Annotated in this window: 13 protein-coding genes; 4 read left to right on the forward strand and 9 right to left on the reverse strand. The window is 72.3% G+C overall.

Going from position 1 to position 15,048, the window contains the following annotated elements; genetic code table 11:
• Window positions 1-43: 43 nt before the first annotated feature.
• Together AB0G50_RS10355 and pafA are read right to left on the reverse strand one after the other, a co-directional pair.
• A complete protein-coding gene (locus AB0G50_RS10355) occupies window positions 44-1,063 on the reverse strand; it encodes an oxidoreductase (RefSeq protein WP_360104842.1) in 1,020 nt (339 codons plus the stop codon).
• A 40-nt stretch (window positions 1,064-1,103) separates the two neighbouring features.
• Window positions 1,104-2,462, reverse strand: a complete 1,359-nt coding sequence (pafA, locus tag AB0G50_RS10360; protein WP_360104845.1) for a Pup--protein ligase — start codon at window positions 2,460-2,462, stop codon at window positions 1,104-1,106.
• A gap of 80 nt (window positions 2,463-2,542) precedes the next feature.
• Between pafA and AB0G50_RS10365 the strand changes: the two genes are divergently transcribed.
• Both AB0G50_RS10365 and AB0G50_RS10370 read left to right on the forward strand, forming a co-directional pair.
• Window positions 2,543-3,970 (forward strand): phosphatase PAP2 family protein, encoded by a 1,428-nt coding sequence (locus AB0G50_RS10365; RefSeq protein WP_360104848.1) that lies wholly within the window; start codon window positions 2,543-2,545, stop codon window positions 3,968-3,970.
• Window positions 3,967-4,443: a GNAT family N-acetyltransferase gene (locus AB0G50_RS10370; RefSeq protein WP_360104851.1), complete on the forward strand. Its 477-nt coding sequence runs from the start codon at window positions 3,967-3,969 to the stop codon at window positions 4,441-4,443. The genes AB0G50_RS10365 and AB0G50_RS10370 overlap by 4 nt, the downstream gene beginning before the upstream one ends.
• Window positions 4,444-4,961: 518 nt before the next feature.
• Here AB0G50_RS10370 and prcA read toward each other — a convergent pair.
• From prcA to AB0G50_RS10395, 5 genes are all read right to left on the reverse strand, one after another.
• Window positions 4,962-5,747 (reverse strand): proteasome subunit alpha, encoded by a 786-nt coding sequence (gene prcA, locus AB0G50_RS10375; RefSeq protein ID WP_360104854.1) that lies wholly within the window; start codon window positions 5,745-5,747, stop codon window positions 4,962-4,964.
• Window positions 5,748-5,791: 44 nt separating this feature from the next.
• Complete coding sequence (prcB, locus tag AB0G50_RS10380; RefSeq protein ID WP_360104857.1) at window positions 5,792-6,643, reverse strand: proteasome subunit beta; 852 nt, start codon at window positions 6,641-6,643, stop codon at window positions 5,792-5,794.
• A 31-nt stretch (window positions 6,644-6,674) separates the two neighbouring features.
• A complete protein-coding gene (locus tag AB0G50_RS10385) occupies window positions 6,675-6,869 on the reverse strand; it encodes a ubiquitin-like protein Pup (RefSeq protein WP_360105067.1) in 195 nt (64 codons plus the stop codon).
• A gap of 85 nt (window positions 6,870-6,954) precedes the next feature.
• The gene (dop, locus tag AB0G50_RS10390) at window positions 6,955-8,451 is read right to left on the reverse strand and encodes a depupylase/deamidase Dop (RefSeq protein WP_360104860.1); all 1,497 of its coding nucleotides are present in this window, start codon (window positions 8,449-8,451) and stop codon (window positions 6,955-6,957) included.
• 53 nt (window positions 8,452-8,504) lie between these two features.
• Window positions 8,505-10,985, reverse strand: coding sequence for an FtsX-like permease family protein (locus AB0G50_RS10395; protein WP_360104863.1), 2,481 nt, complete (start codon window positions 10,983-10,985; stop codon window positions 8,505-8,507).
• A gap of 105 nt (window positions 10,986-11,090) precedes the next feature.
• Here AB0G50_RS10395 and AB0G50_RS10400 point away from each other — a divergent pair, with 105 nt between their 5' ends.
• Window positions 11,091-11,585, forward strand: a complete 495-nt coding sequence (locus tag AB0G50_RS10400) for an NUDIX domain-containing protein (RefSeq protein ID WP_360104866.1) — start codon at window positions 11,091-11,093, stop codon at window positions 11,583-11,585.
• Between the two features lie 8 nt (window positions 11,586-11,593).
• On the forward strand, window positions 11,594-11,860 hold the full coding sequence (locus AB0G50_RS10405; protein ID WP_360104869.1) for a DUF6191 domain-containing protein: 267 nt from the start codon (window positions 11,594-11,596) through the stop codon (window positions 11,858-11,860).
• A 12-nt stretch (window positions 11,861-11,872) separates the two neighbouring features.
• On the opposite strand, the gene AB0G50_RS10410 is transcribed toward AB0G50_RS10405, so the two are convergent.
• Entirely contained in the window at window positions 11,873-12,781 is a 909-nt protein-coding gene (locus tag AB0G50_RS10410) for an aldo/keto reductase (protein ID WP_360104872.1), read from the reverse strand.
• 106 nt (window positions 12,782-12,887) lie between these two features.
• Window positions 12,888-14,687, reverse strand: a complete 1,800-nt coding sequence (gene arc / locus AB0G50_RS10415) for a proteasome ATPase (RefSeq protein ID WP_360104875.1) — start codon at window positions 14,685-14,687, stop codon at window positions 12,888-12,890.
• Window positions 14,688-15,048 lie beyond the last annotated feature (361 nt).

Consider the following 15,048-nt stretch of genomic DNA (forward strand, 5'->3'; position numbering starts at 1 on the left):
TGTCAATAGGGCACGCACCGTCCACGCACGACCACTCCGCGCACTAGTCCCTGGTCAGCACCCCGACCCGACCGCGCTCACCGGACGCCCAGCACACCGACGGGCAGTCCACGGTGTCGAAGCCGTCCGTCGACAGCGACCGCCACGTCCGCCCGCCGTCCCGGCTCAGGTCGGTGCCCGCCGTGCCGACCGCCACCACCGACGACCCGAGCCACGCCGCCCCGGACCGGTACCCCGCCGGGCCCTTCGCCGCCCGCCACGACCGACCGCCGTCCGCCGTCAGCGCCAGGTTCGCCACCGCGCCGGTCGGGTCCGCGTAGTCGCCGCCGATCGCGATCCCCCGCCGCGGCGACCGGAACGCCACCGCGAACACGCCCGCCGACGCCGAGCTGAACAGCGGCGTCGACTCGGCCGACCAGTGCCGCCCGCCGTCCCGCGACCGCAGCACGCGCGCCGTGGCGCCGCCGCCGGTCGCGATCCACGCGTCCGCCGGTCCCGCCGTCGCCACGCACTGCCCGCTCGCCGCGAACGAGAACTCGCCCTCCAGCGCGGGCGGGAGGTCCTCGGCCGGCACCTGCCGCCACGTGCGACCGCCGTCCGCGGTGGTCAGCACCCGGAACGCGCCGGCGACCGGGTCGCTCACCGCCAGGCCGCGGAACCGGTCGAAGAACGCCACGCAGTCGTAGAACGCGGCCGGGTCGGTGTTCTGGAACGCGAGCGACCAGGTCCGGCCGCCGTCCGCGGTCCGGTAGATCCGCGAGTCCGCGCCCGGCCCGATGGACAGCACCACGGCGCGCCGCGCGTCGAACGCCTCGACGTCCCGGAAGTCCAGCGCGGTCGTGCCGGGCGGGGCGACGGACGACCACGTGCGTCCGCCGTCCTCGGTCCGCAGCACGGTGCCACCACTGCCGCTCACCCACGCGACCCGGTCGTCTACGGCGGACAGGCCGCGCAACTGCGCGGTGACGCCGGTCGGTTTCAACGCCCAGGAGGGTGACGCCTGGGCGGGCGAGGCCGCGAGCAGGGATCCCAGCACGGCCACAACGACGAGAAGGCTCCTCATGAGGTGTGAGCCTCACGAGGAGCCTTCCCGCGGAACACCGCTAGAGGGAGGAGATCAGGCGCTCCACCCGTTCGTCCACCGCGCGGAACGGGTCCTTGCACAGCACGGTGCGCTGCGCCTGGTCGTTCAGCTTGAGGTGGACCCAGTCGACGGTGAAGTCCCGGCCCGCGGCCTGGGCGGCGGCGATGAAGTCGCCGCGCAGCTTCGCCCGGGTGGTCTGCGGCGGGGTGTCCTTGGCGGCCTCGATCTCGCCGTCGTCGGTCACCCGGTCGACCTGGCCCTTGCGCTGGAGCAGGTCGAAGATGCCGCGGCCCCGCCGGATGTCGTGGTAGGCGAGGTCGAGCTGCGCGATGCGCGGGTTGGACAGGTCCATGTCGTGCTTGGCCTGGTAGCGCTCCATCAGCCGGTGCTTGATGGCCCAGTCGATCTCGCGGTCGATCTTGGACAGGTCCTCCGCCTCGATCGCGTCGAGCGTGCGACCCCACAGCTCGAGCACCCGCTCGGCCATCGGGTCCGGCGCGCGCTTGGCCACGTGCTCCACGGCGCGCTCGTAGTACTCCCGCTGGATGTCCAGCGCGGAGGCCTCCTTGCCGCCCGCGAGGCGCACCGTGCGCCGCCCGGTCAGGTCGTGGCTGATCTCGCGGATCGCGCGGATCGGGTTGTCCAGGCTGAAGTCGCGGAACTGGACGCCCTGCTCGATCATCTCGAGCACCAGGTTGGCGCTGCCCACCTTGAGCAGCGTGGTCACCTCGGACATGTTCGAGTCGCCGACGATGACGTGGAGCCTGCGGTAGCGCTCGGCGTCGGCGTGCGGCTCGTCGCGGGTGTTGATGATGGGCCGCGACCGGGTGGTGGCGCTCGACACGCCCTCCCAGATGTGCTCGGCCCGCTGCGAGAGGCAGAAGACCGCTCCGCGCGGCGTCTGGAGCACCTTGCCCGCGCCGCAGATGAGCTGCCTGGTCACCAGGAACGGCAGCAGGACGTCGGCGATGCGGGAGAACTCGCCCGCCCTCGCGACCAGGTAGTTCTCGTGGCAACCGTAGGAGTTGCCCGCGGAGTCGGTGTTGTTCTTGAACAGGAAGATGTCCCCGCCGATGCCCTCGTCGGCCAGTCGGCGCTCGGCGTCGACCAGGAGGTCTTCCAGGATCCGCTCGCCCGCCTTGTCGTGGGTGACGAGCTGGGCGAGGTCGTCGCACTCCGCCGTGGCGTACTCGGGGTGCGACCCCACGTCCAAGTAGAGCCGTGAGCCGTTGCGCAGGAACACGTTCGAGGAACGGCCCCACGACACGACCCGGCGGAACAGATAACGCGCGACCTCATCCGGGGACAGCCTGCGCTGCCCGTGGAAGGTGCAGGTCACCCCGAACTCAGTCTCAATGCCGAAGATCCGCCGCTGCATCCCTCAACAGTAGGCGCATCCGGAGCTTCGTCCAGTGATCCAATCGGGCGGCGCGTTGTTTTCGCGGATAACGTTCCAGTGTGCTCCGACGAGTGAACGGCGTTGACGAAGCCCTGATGAGGCGGTCGGGCAGACTGCACCCCTCGCCCCTGGACCAGGGCATGAAGCGGTTGTCCAAGATCGCGAACCACAGCGTGCTGTGGTTCCTGGTGGCGGGCGTGCTGGCGACCAGGAAGGGCCGAACCCGGCGGGCCGCGCTGCGCGGTGTGGTCGCGATCGCGGGTGCCAGCACGAGCGCCAACCTGATCGGCAAAACCCTGTTCCCCCGCCGCCGACCTGCGGCGGAGCTGCTCCCGATGGCCCGACGGCTGACCAGGCGACCCACGTCGTCCTCGTTCCCGTCCGGGCACTCCGCGTCGGCCGCGGCGTTCACCACGGCGGTGGCGATGGAGTCGCCGAAGGCCGCGATGGTGATCGCGCCGGTGGCCGCGGCGGTGGCCTACTCGCGGGTGCACACGGGCGTGCACTGGCCGTCCGACGTGGCGGCGGGCGCGCTCGCGGGCGTCGGTGCCGGCCTGCTCACCCGGCGGTGGTGGCCTCTCGGCCGGGACGAGCCCGCGTCGGCGCGCGAGCACGCGTCGCTGGAGGCGCTGGTCGACGGCGAGGGCCTGGTCGTGGTGGTCAACCCGGGTTCGGGCCTGGGCGACGACGACCCGTCGGCGCGGATCTCCGAGGAGTGGCCGAAGGCCGTGGTGGTGGGCATCGACCAGCTCGACACGGTGCTGGAGGAGCACTCGCCGCGCGCGCTGGGCGTCGCCGGCGGTGACGGCTCGGTGGCCGCGGTCGCGTCGCTGGCGGCCACCCACCGGCTGCCGCTCGTGCTGATCCCGGCGGGCACGCTCAACCACTTCGCCCGCGACGTGGGCGTCACCGGGTTGGACGACACCGCCCGGGCGGTCGCGGACGGTGACGGCGTGCTGGTCGACCTGGCCGAGGTGTTCGTGGACGGCGAGGGTCCGCGCTGGTTCGTCAACACCGCGAGCCTGGGCGGCTACCCGGACATGGTCCGGGTGCGTGAACGCCTCCAGGACCGGTTCGGCAAGTGGCCGGCGGCGGCGATCGCGATGGCCAGGGTGCTCGCGACCTCCCGGCCGCTGCGGGTGGAGCTGAACGGCGAGCCGCACGAGGTGTGGATGCTGTTCGTCGGCAACGGCCCGTACCGGCCGAAGGGGTTCGCCCCGACCATGCGCCCGGCGCTGGACGCGGGGCTGATGGACGTGCGCTACATCCGGGCCGACACCCGGCTGTCCCGCTCGCGGTTCTTCCTGGGCGCGCTGCTCGGGTCGCTGCACCGGTCGCGCACGTACCGGCACATGGAGACCAAGCGGCTGCACGTGAAGGTGCACGGCGGACCGGTCGCGATTGCCACGGACGGCGAGGTGGGTCCGAGCGGCACCGACTTCGCCTTCCACGCCCGTCCCGCCGCGCTGGGGATCTACCGGCCGTGACCGTACGACTGCGTTCCCTCCGACCGGGTGACCTCGGCTGGGTGGTGCAACGTCACGGTGTGCGCTACGCCGAGGAGAGCGGCTTCGACCAGACGTTCGAGGCGCTGACCGCCCGCGTGGTGGCGGACTACGTCCGGGACCACGTGCCCGGCGACGACGCGTGGATCGCCGAGCTCGACGGCGAGCCGGTGGGCTCGGTGTTCTGCGTGCGGGTCGACGAGAGCACCGCGAAGCTGCGGCTGCTGCTGGTGGAACCGGCGGCACGCGGCCTGGGCGTCGGACGGGCGCTGGTGGACGAGTGCGTGCGCTCGGCCCGCGCGGCCGGGTACCGGCGGCTGGCGCTGTGGACGGTCGCGGACCAGGTGGCGGCCCGCCGGATCTACCGACGGGCCGGGTTCGTGCGGCTGGACGAGACGCCGCAGCGGCTGTTCGGGCGCGACGTGGTCGGCGAGAACTGGGAGTTGACGCTCTAGCTTCGCCCCGACCGGGGTCGACGGTGTCGAACACCGGCACACCGAGACCGTCGGCCGGCGTTTGCCGGCGTCACGATGGTCGAACGCCGGCATGCCGAGGCCGTCCGCCGAGGTCTGGTGCGTCGCCTACGGCGTCGCGCGGGCGAGCTTCGCGGGCGTGCCGGTGGCGTCCGCGCCAGGCGGCCGGCAGGGCAAGCCGGCCCACCCGGCCCGAGGCCGCGGGCAGCCTCACCGGGCGAGGTACCCGTCCACCGTGGTCAGGAGGCGCCGCCGTCGCGGGCGATCAATCCGTCACGGCAGCCGTACGGGGCGACGTACCGGCCTACCACCGCGGCGTGGTGCCACCGGCCGGGACCCACCGCGATCGTCTGCGAGCCCTGCCGACCGGAGTCCCGGCCCACGACCGTCCCGACCGGAGTGCCGACCCACGACCGTGTCGTGCCCCCGTCCGGCGCACCGAACCGCGACCACGACACAAGGCTCCCGGGGCACACCCCGGGAGCCCGCGTCGTCGTGGACTACTTCTCGTCGTCGTTCGGCGGGAGGTTCACGTCCGTCACCGGCTTCGCCGCCTCCGGCTCGCCCGCGGGCGCGGGCTCGTCGCCGGGGAGCAGCGGGACCAGCGCCGCGCCCAGGATCCGGCGGAACGCGCGGCGGGGGCGGTCGCGTTCGAGCACCGCCACCTCCAGCTTCGCCGAGTCGAGCAGCTCGGGCTTGCCGTTGCCGGTGCTGGTGCTGCCGGCGCTCAGCGCCTTCACCGCCACCTTCACCGCCGCCGCCAGGTCGAGACCCTCCGCGTACGCGTCCTTCAACGCGGTCGCGGTGGCTTCGGCCTGACCACCCATCACGGCGTGCTGCGGCTCCTCCACGATCGAGCCGTCGTAGGTCAGCCGGTAAAGCGTGTCCTGCTCCGGGGTGTGGCCGACCTCGGCCACGCAGATCTCCACCTCCAGCGGCTTGATCTGCTCGGTGAAGATCGAGCCGAGGGTTTGCGCGTACACGTTGGCCAGCGAACGGCCCGTGACGTCGCGCGGGTCGTTCTGGTAGCCGCGGATGTCGGCGAACCGGATGCCCGCCTGCCGCAGGTTCTCGAACTCGCTGTACCGGCCGACGGCCGCGAACCCGATCTTGTCGTAGATCTCCGAGACCTTGTGCAGGGTGCTCGACGGGTTCTCGGCCACGAACAGCACACCGTCGGCGTACCGGAGCACGACGACGCTGCGACCGCGCGCGATGCCCTTGCGGGCGTACTCCGAGCGGTCGCGGAGCACCTGCTCGGGTGAGGCGTACAACGGCATCGTCACGGGTGCGGCTCCTGGGGGACGAGGCGGATGGGGATCGGCACGGCTCAGCCCGCCGGACGGGACCGGCGGCTCTCGACGACGGCTTGCGCCAACGCCTCGGTCCGCTCCTCGGACACGTGCGCCGCGCCCTCGGCCGCGGTGATCGTGACCACGACGGGGTAGATGCGCCGGATGACGTCCGGACCGCCGGTGGCGGAGTCGTCGTCGGCCGCGTCGTACAGCGCCTCGATGGCCGTGCGGGTCGCCGCCTCGGCGTCCGCGTCCGGGTCGTAGAGCTTCTTCAGCGCCGACTTGGCGTACGGCGAGCCGGAGCCCACCGCCTGGTAGCCCAGCGTCTCCTCGAACCGGCCGCCGGTGACGTCGTAGGACACGATCCGCCCCGCTCGGTCCGGGTCGGGCGCGTCGGTGTCGAACCCGGCGAACAGGGGCACGACCGCGAGGCCGGCCAGCGCGGCGTCGAGGTTGCCCTTGATCATCGCGGAGAGCCGGTTCGCCTTGCCGTCCAGGGACAGCGAGACGCCCTCGATCTTCTCGTAGTGCCGGAGTTCGACCGCGTAGAGCCGGACGATCTCGATGGCGATGCCGGCCGTGCCCGCGATGCCCACCGCCGAGTAGTCGTCGGTGATGAACACCTTCTTCATGTCGCGCTGGGCGATCACGTGGCCCATGGTCGCGCGCCGGTCGCCCGCGATCACGACGCCGCCCTTGAACGTCAGCGCGACGATCGTGGTGCCGTGCGGAGCCTGCACCACGGCGCCCTCCGGGAAGTGGCGCGAGGAGGGCAGCAGTTCGGGTGCCTGGGCGCGGAGGAAGTCGGTGAACGACGACGACCCCGGCCTGAGGTAGGCCGGGGGCAGCGACGCGGCCGGGTAGTGCCCGGTCGAGCTGTGGTCCATGTGTTGGTTCGTCTCCTGTCCCGCCGTCGGCCTACTGGCCGCCCTTTTGCACGTACGCGCGGACGAAGTCCTCGGCGTTCTCCTCCAGCACGTCGTCGATCTCGTCGAGGATCGCGTCGACGTCCTCGCCGAGCTTCTCCCGGCGTTCCTGGCCGGCCGCCGCCGCGCCGTCGCCGTTGTCGTCGCCGTCACCGCCGCCTTGGCGCTGAACCTGTTCCTGGGCCATGTCGACCTCCCGGTCCTGGGGTCCTGCCTGCTCAACAGTACCCATGGGGTACGACATTCTGCGCCTGCCACTCGGGGAGAGTTGATCAGCCCCTGGTCAGCGCCTCCACCAGTTGCTCGGCGGTCTCCGAGGCCTCCAGCAGCGCCCCGACGTGCGCCTTCGTCCCGCGCAGCGGCTCCAGGGTGGGGATCCGCACCAGCGACTCGCGGCCCAGGTCGAAGATCACCGAGTCCCACGACGCGGCGGCCACCGACGAGGCGTACCGCTCCAGGCACCGGCCGCGGAAGTACGCCCGGGTGTCCTCCGGCGGCGCGAGCACGGCGGCGCGCACCTCCTCCTCGCTGACCAGCCGCTTCATCGAGCCGCGGGCCACCAGGCGGTTGTACAGGCCCTTGTCCAGCCGCACGTCGGAGTACTGGAGGTCGACCAGCGACAGCCGCGGCGAGCCCCACTGCAACCCGTCACGGCGGCGGTAGCCCTCCAGCAGCCGCAGCTTGGCCACCCAGTCCAGCCGGTCGGCGCACTCGTCCGGGTCGCGGGAGAGCGCGTCCAGGACCTCGCCCCACACCCGCAGCACGTCGCGGTCGCCGTAGCCCTCCTGCTCCACGAACTGCGACGCGCGCTCGTAGTAGGCGTACTGGAGGTCCAAACCGGTGAACTTGCGCCCGCCGGTCAGCTCGACCTTCGTCTTGAGCGTCGGGTCGTGGCTGATCTGGTGCACCGCGCGCACCGGCTCCAGCAGCCGCAGGTCGTCGAACCGGCGGCCGGCCTCGATCATGTCCAGGACCAGCGACGTGGTGCCGACCTTGAGGAACGTCGAGTACTCGGCCAGGTTCGCGTCGCCGATGATCACGTGCAGCCGGCGGTACTTGTCCGCGTCGGCGTGCGGCTCGTCGCGGGTGTTGATGATGCCGCGCTTGAGCGTGGTCTCCAGGCCGACCTCGACCTCGATGTAGTCCGAGCGCTGGGACAGCTGGAACCCGGCCTCCTCGCCGGACGGGCCGAGGCCCACCCGGCCCGAGCCGACCACGACCTGCCGCGACACGAAGAACGGGGTGAGGCCCGCGATCACCGCGGTGAACGGCGTGCTGCGGGCCATCAGGTAGTTCTCGTGCGTGCCGTAGCTCGCGCCCTTGCCGTCCACGTTGTTCTTGTAGAGCTGGAGCCGGGGCTGGCCGGGCACGGTGGCGGCGCGCATCGCGGCCTCCTCCATCACCCGCTCCCCCGCCTTGTCCCAGATCACCGCGTCGCGCGCGTTGGTGACCTCGGGCGCGGAGTACTCGGGGTGCGCGTGGTCGACGTAGAGCCGCGCGCCGTTGGTGAGGATGACGTTGGCCGCGCCCAGGTCCTCCACGTCGCCGTCGCCGCCGGGGTGCCCGCCGGGTGCGCCGAGGTCGAAGCCGCGCGCGTCGCGCAGCGGCGACTCGACCTCGTAGTCCCAGCGGGCGCGCCTGGCCCGGGGTATGTCGGCGGCCGCCGCGTAGGCGAGCACCACCTGTGTCGAGGTCAGCACCGGGTTGGCCGTAGCGTCACCCGGCACCGCGATGCCGTACTCGACCTCGGTTCCCATGATCCGCCGCATACGTCGCAGCCTACGACCTGGCACCGACAAGGTGCCGGGAGCCAGGTCACGTTTCAGCCGGCCGCGAGCCCGGCCGCCGGTCGGATCCGGGAGGCGCCCCTGGCCGGCCCGAACGCCGCGAGCACCGCCAGCGCGACCACACCGGCGCCACCGGCCAACAGCGGCACCAGGGCGCCCGTCGGCCACACCATGACCCCGAACACGCCCAGCGCGAGTTCGGCGTAGAGGAACCCGAACACCCCGCCGCCGAGCACGCCCACCAGCGCCAACAGCACCGCCTCGGCCACCACGCCGCCCTGCACGCCGCCCTTGGTCACGCCCAGCGCGCGCCGCAGCGCCATCTCCTTGCGCCGCTCCTGCACCGAGATCGTCAGCGCCGTGCCGATGCCGGTCACCGCGACCGCGACGGAGAGCCCGAGCAGCACCATCAGCAGCATGATCCCCATGTCGAGGTAGTGCTGCGTCCGCGCCGCCTCGTCCACACCGGTCTTGACCAGCACCGTCGGCGCGGCGGGCAACGCCGCGCGGACACCGGCCTGATACGCCGCCGGGTCGGCGCCCGGCTTGAACGACACCAGCACCGCCGTCGCGGGCGCCAGGGTCGGATCGGCGATCACCGCGTCCGCGTCGTCCAGCAGCGTCTCCGGGAACGTGCCGACGAGCGTGCCCGTGCGGGCGCCGCCGGGCAGCCCGTCCAGCGTCACGGATTCACCCAATCGTGCGTTGAGCCGGGTGATCGCGCGATCGGACAGCAGCACCGTCCCGCTTCGGAAATCCGCTCCGACCGACGCCCGGCCCGCCAGCCACGCGCTCATCGACGCCGGGTCCACGCCGAGCACCGTCGTCGGCCACCGCCGTCCCAGTTCGTCCAACCGGCTGCCCTCCGCGGCGTGCACCACGACGCTGCCCGCCACCTCGGGCCGGTTCACCGCCGACGTCACGTCGCCGCCCAGCGGCCGGTTGCCGGCGTCGGTGACGACCGCGTCGGGTTTCGGCTCGGTCGCGAAGTCGTCCTCCATGCGCTGTGCGGACCCGGCCGTGACGGCGAAGAAGACGACCATCGCGGACGCCAGGATCAGCGGCATCGCCACCGACGCCGACCGCTGCGGCACGCGCCGCACCTCGGCCGCCGCGAGCTTCCACTGCGCGCCGCCGAACCGGCTCGCGACCGAGCCGAAGATCCGTCCCAGCGCGGGCACCACCACCGGCCCCAGCACGCCGAACAACCCGGCCACGCCGGCGATGCCGGAGAACAGCGCCAGGAAGATCGCCGCGATCGACCCGCCGGCCATCAGCGCGAGCCCGGCCAGCACGACCGCCCCGACCACCAGGACCCCGCCGAGGATCCGCCGCCGGCGCACCACCGAGCGGTCCGGGGTTTGGCCCTCGGAGGTGCGCAACGCGGCCAGCGGCGCGACCCGGGTCGCGGCCAACGCCGGTCGCACGGCCGCGAACGTGCTCAGCGACGCGGCGACCACCGCGCCCAGCACCAGTTGCGGCGTCGAGGGCAGGAACGACGGGCTCAACTCGACCGCGCCCATGACCGCGGACATCCCGGTCACGTCGAGCAGCCGCGCCAGCAGCCAGCCGACCGTGCCGCCGAGCAACGAGCCCAGCGCGCCCGCGACCGCGCCGGTCACCAGTGCCTCGACCAGGTTCGCCAGCACCAGCGGACCGCGGAAGGCGCCCAGGCACCGCAGCAGCGCCGTGTGCCGCTGCCGCTGGAGGTAGACCGCGCGGTAGGTCGCCGAGGCGACGAACACGGCGGTCGCCAGCGCCAGGATGCTGAACGGCAGCAGCAGGAGCAGGATCTCCCGGCTCGGCGGCTCGGCGGACACCGACGCGGCCGACCCGACCCGGAAGCTCGGTCCCGCCGCCGCGGCCACCGCGCCGGCGTCGCCGCCCACCACGTGCAGCGACAGGACGGCAGGCGTGCCGCCCAACCTGGCCGCGAGACCCTCGCCGACGACGAGCAGCGGCTCCTCGCCGAGCGACCCGCGCTTCGTGACGCCTCGCACCACGACGTCCATCGGCCTGCCGTCGGCGTCGGCGATCCGCACCGCCGAGCCCGGGCGCAGGCCGCGCTGGTAGGCGGTCACCCGGTCGACCGCGATCTCGCCGTCCGCCGCGGGCGACCGACCGTCGAGGATCGGCACCCGGCGGTACCCGTCCCGGTCGACCTCGACGTCCGCGGTCGCCCGGTCCCGGCCCGCGCGCCCGTCCGCGCCGAGCAGGTCGGCCCGCACCTGCCGGGCGGGCAGCACCTCGGTCACGCCGGGCACCGCCGCGATCCGGTCGACCACGGCCTGGTCCAGCGGCACGGGCTGGTCGAGTTCGGGGAGCGTGCGCACCACCAGGTCGACCTTCGCCGGCACGACCGGTTGGCCGTCCCTGGTCGCCGCGACCATCGCGTCGCTGAGCATCAGGGCGGCCAGCAGGCACGCGACGCCGACGACCAGCGCCACGCCGGGCAGGACCGCCCGACCGGGTCGCTCGCGGAACTCGGCGACCGCGAGCCGCAGGGAAGTGGGCACAACTCCTCCTAGTGACGTGCAACGTCACGAAGGTAGGAAGCGCGGGCGTCGGCACGCGTCGCCCCTCGGTAGCACGGCGGGCTACGACCTGGGGAGGATCTCCGCGTGGAACTCGTGAGCGTGGTGGACGAGCAGGGCACTCCCGCGGGGTCGGCGACCCGGGCCAGGGTGCGCGCCGAGGGCTTGTGGCACGAGTGCGCGGCGATCGTGGTGCGGTCGGTCGACCTCACCCGGTTGTACGTGCACCGGCGCACGGACACGAAGGACGTCTACCCCGGGTTGTACGACCCGACCTGCGGCGGGGTGGTGGCGGCGGGCGAGACCGCGGCCGAGTGCGCCCGCCGGGAGGCCGCCGAGGAGTTGGGCATCCGGGCGGATCCCGAATTCCTCTTCGGAATTCCGTTCGTGGACGGAACCATCCGGTACTGGGCGCACGTTTACCAGGTGCTCTACGACGGCCCGTTCACCCACCAGCCCTCCGAGGTCGCGTGGGGCGGGTGGATGCCGGTCGACGAGGTGCGCACGAGGGTGGAGGACCCGGACTGGCCGGTGGTGCCGGACGGACGGGCGTTGATCCGGGAGTGGTTCCGTTGGGCATGATCTTCGCGATGTCGATCCCCGGCCTGGCCGTGCTGCTGGTGGTCCTGGCCGCCGGCGAGCGGGCGCTGCGCTGGGCGCGTCGCCGCAAGGGGATCCACCAGCCGGTGACCGCCGCCGGCGTGGAGCAGTTCGACACCCTGTTCACCGGCGGCAAGGCGATCGAACTGGACGAACGCCTCTCCCAGTCGATGATGCGCGACGACGAGGAGGAGGGCGCCACCCCGAACAGCCCGGTGAACCTGGACTCGGGCACCATCCGGCTCACCCCGCGCTGACCACCGGGCCGCTCAGTCCCAGGCCAGGGCGGCGCGGGTGGCCCAGTACTCCTCGGGCGGCTCGGCGAGGCCCGCCAGCGCGTCCCGCGGCACCTCCACCGGCGCGAGGTTGGCGCGCAGTTGCGCCACGCCCGCCGCGCCGGACAGCACCACGTCCGCCCACGGCTGCGCCCGCGCGTAGGCCAACGCGACCGCGTCCGGACCGACGCCGTACTGCCGGGCCAACGCCCGCACCCGCTCCGGCGGCCGCACGGCCAACCTGCCGTTGGCCAAGCCCTCCTTGACGAACACCTCCGCGCCGGACTCGTGCGCCTCCGCCAACGCGGGTCCCGCGGACGTCTCCAGCGCGTTCCAGGTGGACTGGACGGCGTCGAACAACCGCCTGCCCTCGACCTCCACCGCCAACCCCCGCCGCACGGCGTCGGCCTGCCGCGGCCCGCTGGTGGAGAACCCGAGGCGCACCCCGGAGTCCCGCAGCCCGGCCAGTGCCGCCAGCAGGTCCGGCGCGTCGAACAACGGGCTGTCGTGGGTCAGCGAGTGCACCTGGTACAGCTCGACCCGCGCGCCCAGCAACTCCCGGGTTTCCCGCCACTGCGCGGTGAACCGGGCGAGCGAGTGCTCCTTGACCTCGTGCACCGGCGCGTCGACCCGCCAGTCCGCCACGTAGGCGTAGCCCCACTTGCTGGAGACGCGCACGTCCTCGCGGTCACCCAGCCACTGGGCCAGGAACTCCTCCGCCCGACCGTAGGAACGGGCCGCGTCCACCCGGCGCACCCCGGCCGCGTAGGCGGCGTCGAGAACCGCGTGGCAGTGGGCGCGCATCGCGTCGACGTCCCGCACGTCGGGCAGCACGCCCTCCCGACCGAGGTTGAGGTACGCGGGCCGCCCCAGCGCGGCGAGCCCCAAGCCGAAGGAAGCCACGCCCGCCACGGTAACCGCCGCCCCGGCCCGCAGCCCGTCCGGTGCCCGACCCCGGACGTGCGTCGGACCCGCTCCCCCGGTGGGAGAACGGGTCCGACGGCCACGGCTACAGGTACTGGCCGGTGTTCGTCGCCGTGTCGATCGCCCGACCCGACTCCTGGTTCTTGCCGGTCACCAGGGTGCGGATGTAGACGATGCGCTCGCCCTTCTTGCCGGAGATGCGAGCCCAGTCGTCCGGGTTGGTCGTGTTCGGGAGGTCCTCGTTCTCCGCGAACTCGTCCACGATCGCGTCGAGCAGGTGCCGCACCGACAGGCCCGGCTGCTTGGTGTCGAGGAGGCTCTTGATGGCCGCCTTCTTGGCCCGGTCCACGATGTTCTGGATCATCGCGCCCGAGTTGAAGTCCCGGAAGTACAGGACCTCCTTGTCACCGTTGGCGTAGGTGACCTCGAGGAAGCGGTTCTCGTCCGTCTCCTCGTACATGCGCTCGACCGTGTGCTGCACCAGACCCTCGATGCACGCCTGCGGGTCCCCGCCGAACTCGGCCAGGTCGTCGGCGTGCAGGGGCAGGTCCGCGGTCAGGTACTTGTTGAAGATGTCCTTCGCGCCCTCGGCGTCCGGACGCTCGATCTTGATCTTCACGTCGAGCCGGCCCGGGCGGAGGATCGCCGGGTCGATCATGTCCTCGCGGTTGGACGCGCCGATCACGATCACGTTCTCCAGGCCCTCGACGCCGTCGATCTCACTGAGGAGCTGGGGGACGATCGTGGTTTCCACGTCCGAGGACACGCCGCTGCCGCGGGTGCGGAAGATCGAGTCCATCTCGTCGAAGAACACGATGACGGGAGTGCCCTCGGAGGCCTTCTCCCGCGCCCGCTGGAAGATCAGCCGGATGTGCCGCTCGGTCTCGCCGACGAACTTGTTGAGCAGCTCCGGACCCTTGATGTTGAGGAAGTAGGACTTGGCCTCGCGGTGGTCCTCGCCACGCGCCTTGGACACCTGCTTGGCCAACGAGTTCGCCACCGCCTTGGCGATGAGCGTCTTGCCGCAGCCGGGAGGGCCGTAGAGCAGCACGCCCTTGGGCGGGCGCAGCTTGTACTCGCGGAACAGGTCGGCGTGCAGGAACGGCAGCTCCACGGCGTCGCGGATCTGCTCGATCTGCCTGCCCAGTCCGCCGATGTCGCTGTAGTGCACGTCCGGGACCTCTTCGAGCACGAGGTCCTCGACCTCGGCCTTGGGCACCCGCTCGTAGGCGAACCCGGCCTTGGAGTCGACCAGCAGCGAGTCGCCCGACTTGAGGGGCGAGTCCAGCAGTGGTTGGGCGAGCCACACGACCCGCTCCTCGTCGGCGTGACCGACGACCAGCGCGCGGGAGACCGAGCCGTCGGCGTCCGACGACTCCAGCACTTCACGAAGCGTGCAGACCTCGCCGGTCCGCTCGAAGTCGCCGCCCTCGACGACCGTCAGCGCCTCGTTCAGGCGGACGGACTGGCCGAGGACCAGGGACGGCGTCTCGACGGCGGGCGAAACGGAGACCCGCATGCGGCGGCCGGAGGTGAACACGTCCACCGTGCCGTCCTCGAAACGCGCCAGGAACACGCCGTAACCGCTGGGTGGCTGGGCCAGGCGGTCCACTTCCTCGCGCAGCGCGAGGAGTTGGCTGCGTGCCTCTCGAAGGGTGTCGATGAGCTTCGTGTTGCGCTCGGTCAGTTGGCTGACGCGTTCCGTCGCCTCGGCCAACCGCTGCTCCAGCAAGCGGACGTGTCGTGGGGATTCCGTCAACTTGCGCCGCAGCAACGCGATCTCGTCCTCGAGGAACCGGATCTGCGCTGTCAACTCACCAGGGTTGTCGCCATTGTTCAGCTCGCCGCCCTCGTCAGGGTGGCTGCCGGGATGACCGTGCTGCATGTCGGCACCCTCCTCCCGTGTTCGTACGACAACGGTACCGGCGATCACCGACAAAAGCCGACACCCTGGGGCTTCCCGCCGAAAACGTGATCACGCATCGGCGCCGTGAAGCCGGGGCGACTGCTCCATCCCGGTGTCCGCCCGAACCACCGGACCGCTACCGTGAGTCCGGGTGGCACGACCACTCGCGTGGTGCGCGAAGTGTGGCCGCAACCTGCGGAAAGAGCCAGGAGAACGTGACATCCGCCCCATCGTCGGATGGGGGGCCGTCCGGCCGGGGCAGGCCCGCCACCAGGCCTGTCCGGCCAACAGCCGAGGTACATCCGGCGACGGCCGGGACAACCCCCGACCACGCCCGTTC

This window comes from Actinosynnema sp. NPDC020468 (genome assembly GCF_040642015.1).
Classification (GTDB): domain Bacteria; phylum Actinomycetota; class Actinomycetes; order Mycobacteriales; family Pseudonocardiaceae; genus Actinosynnema.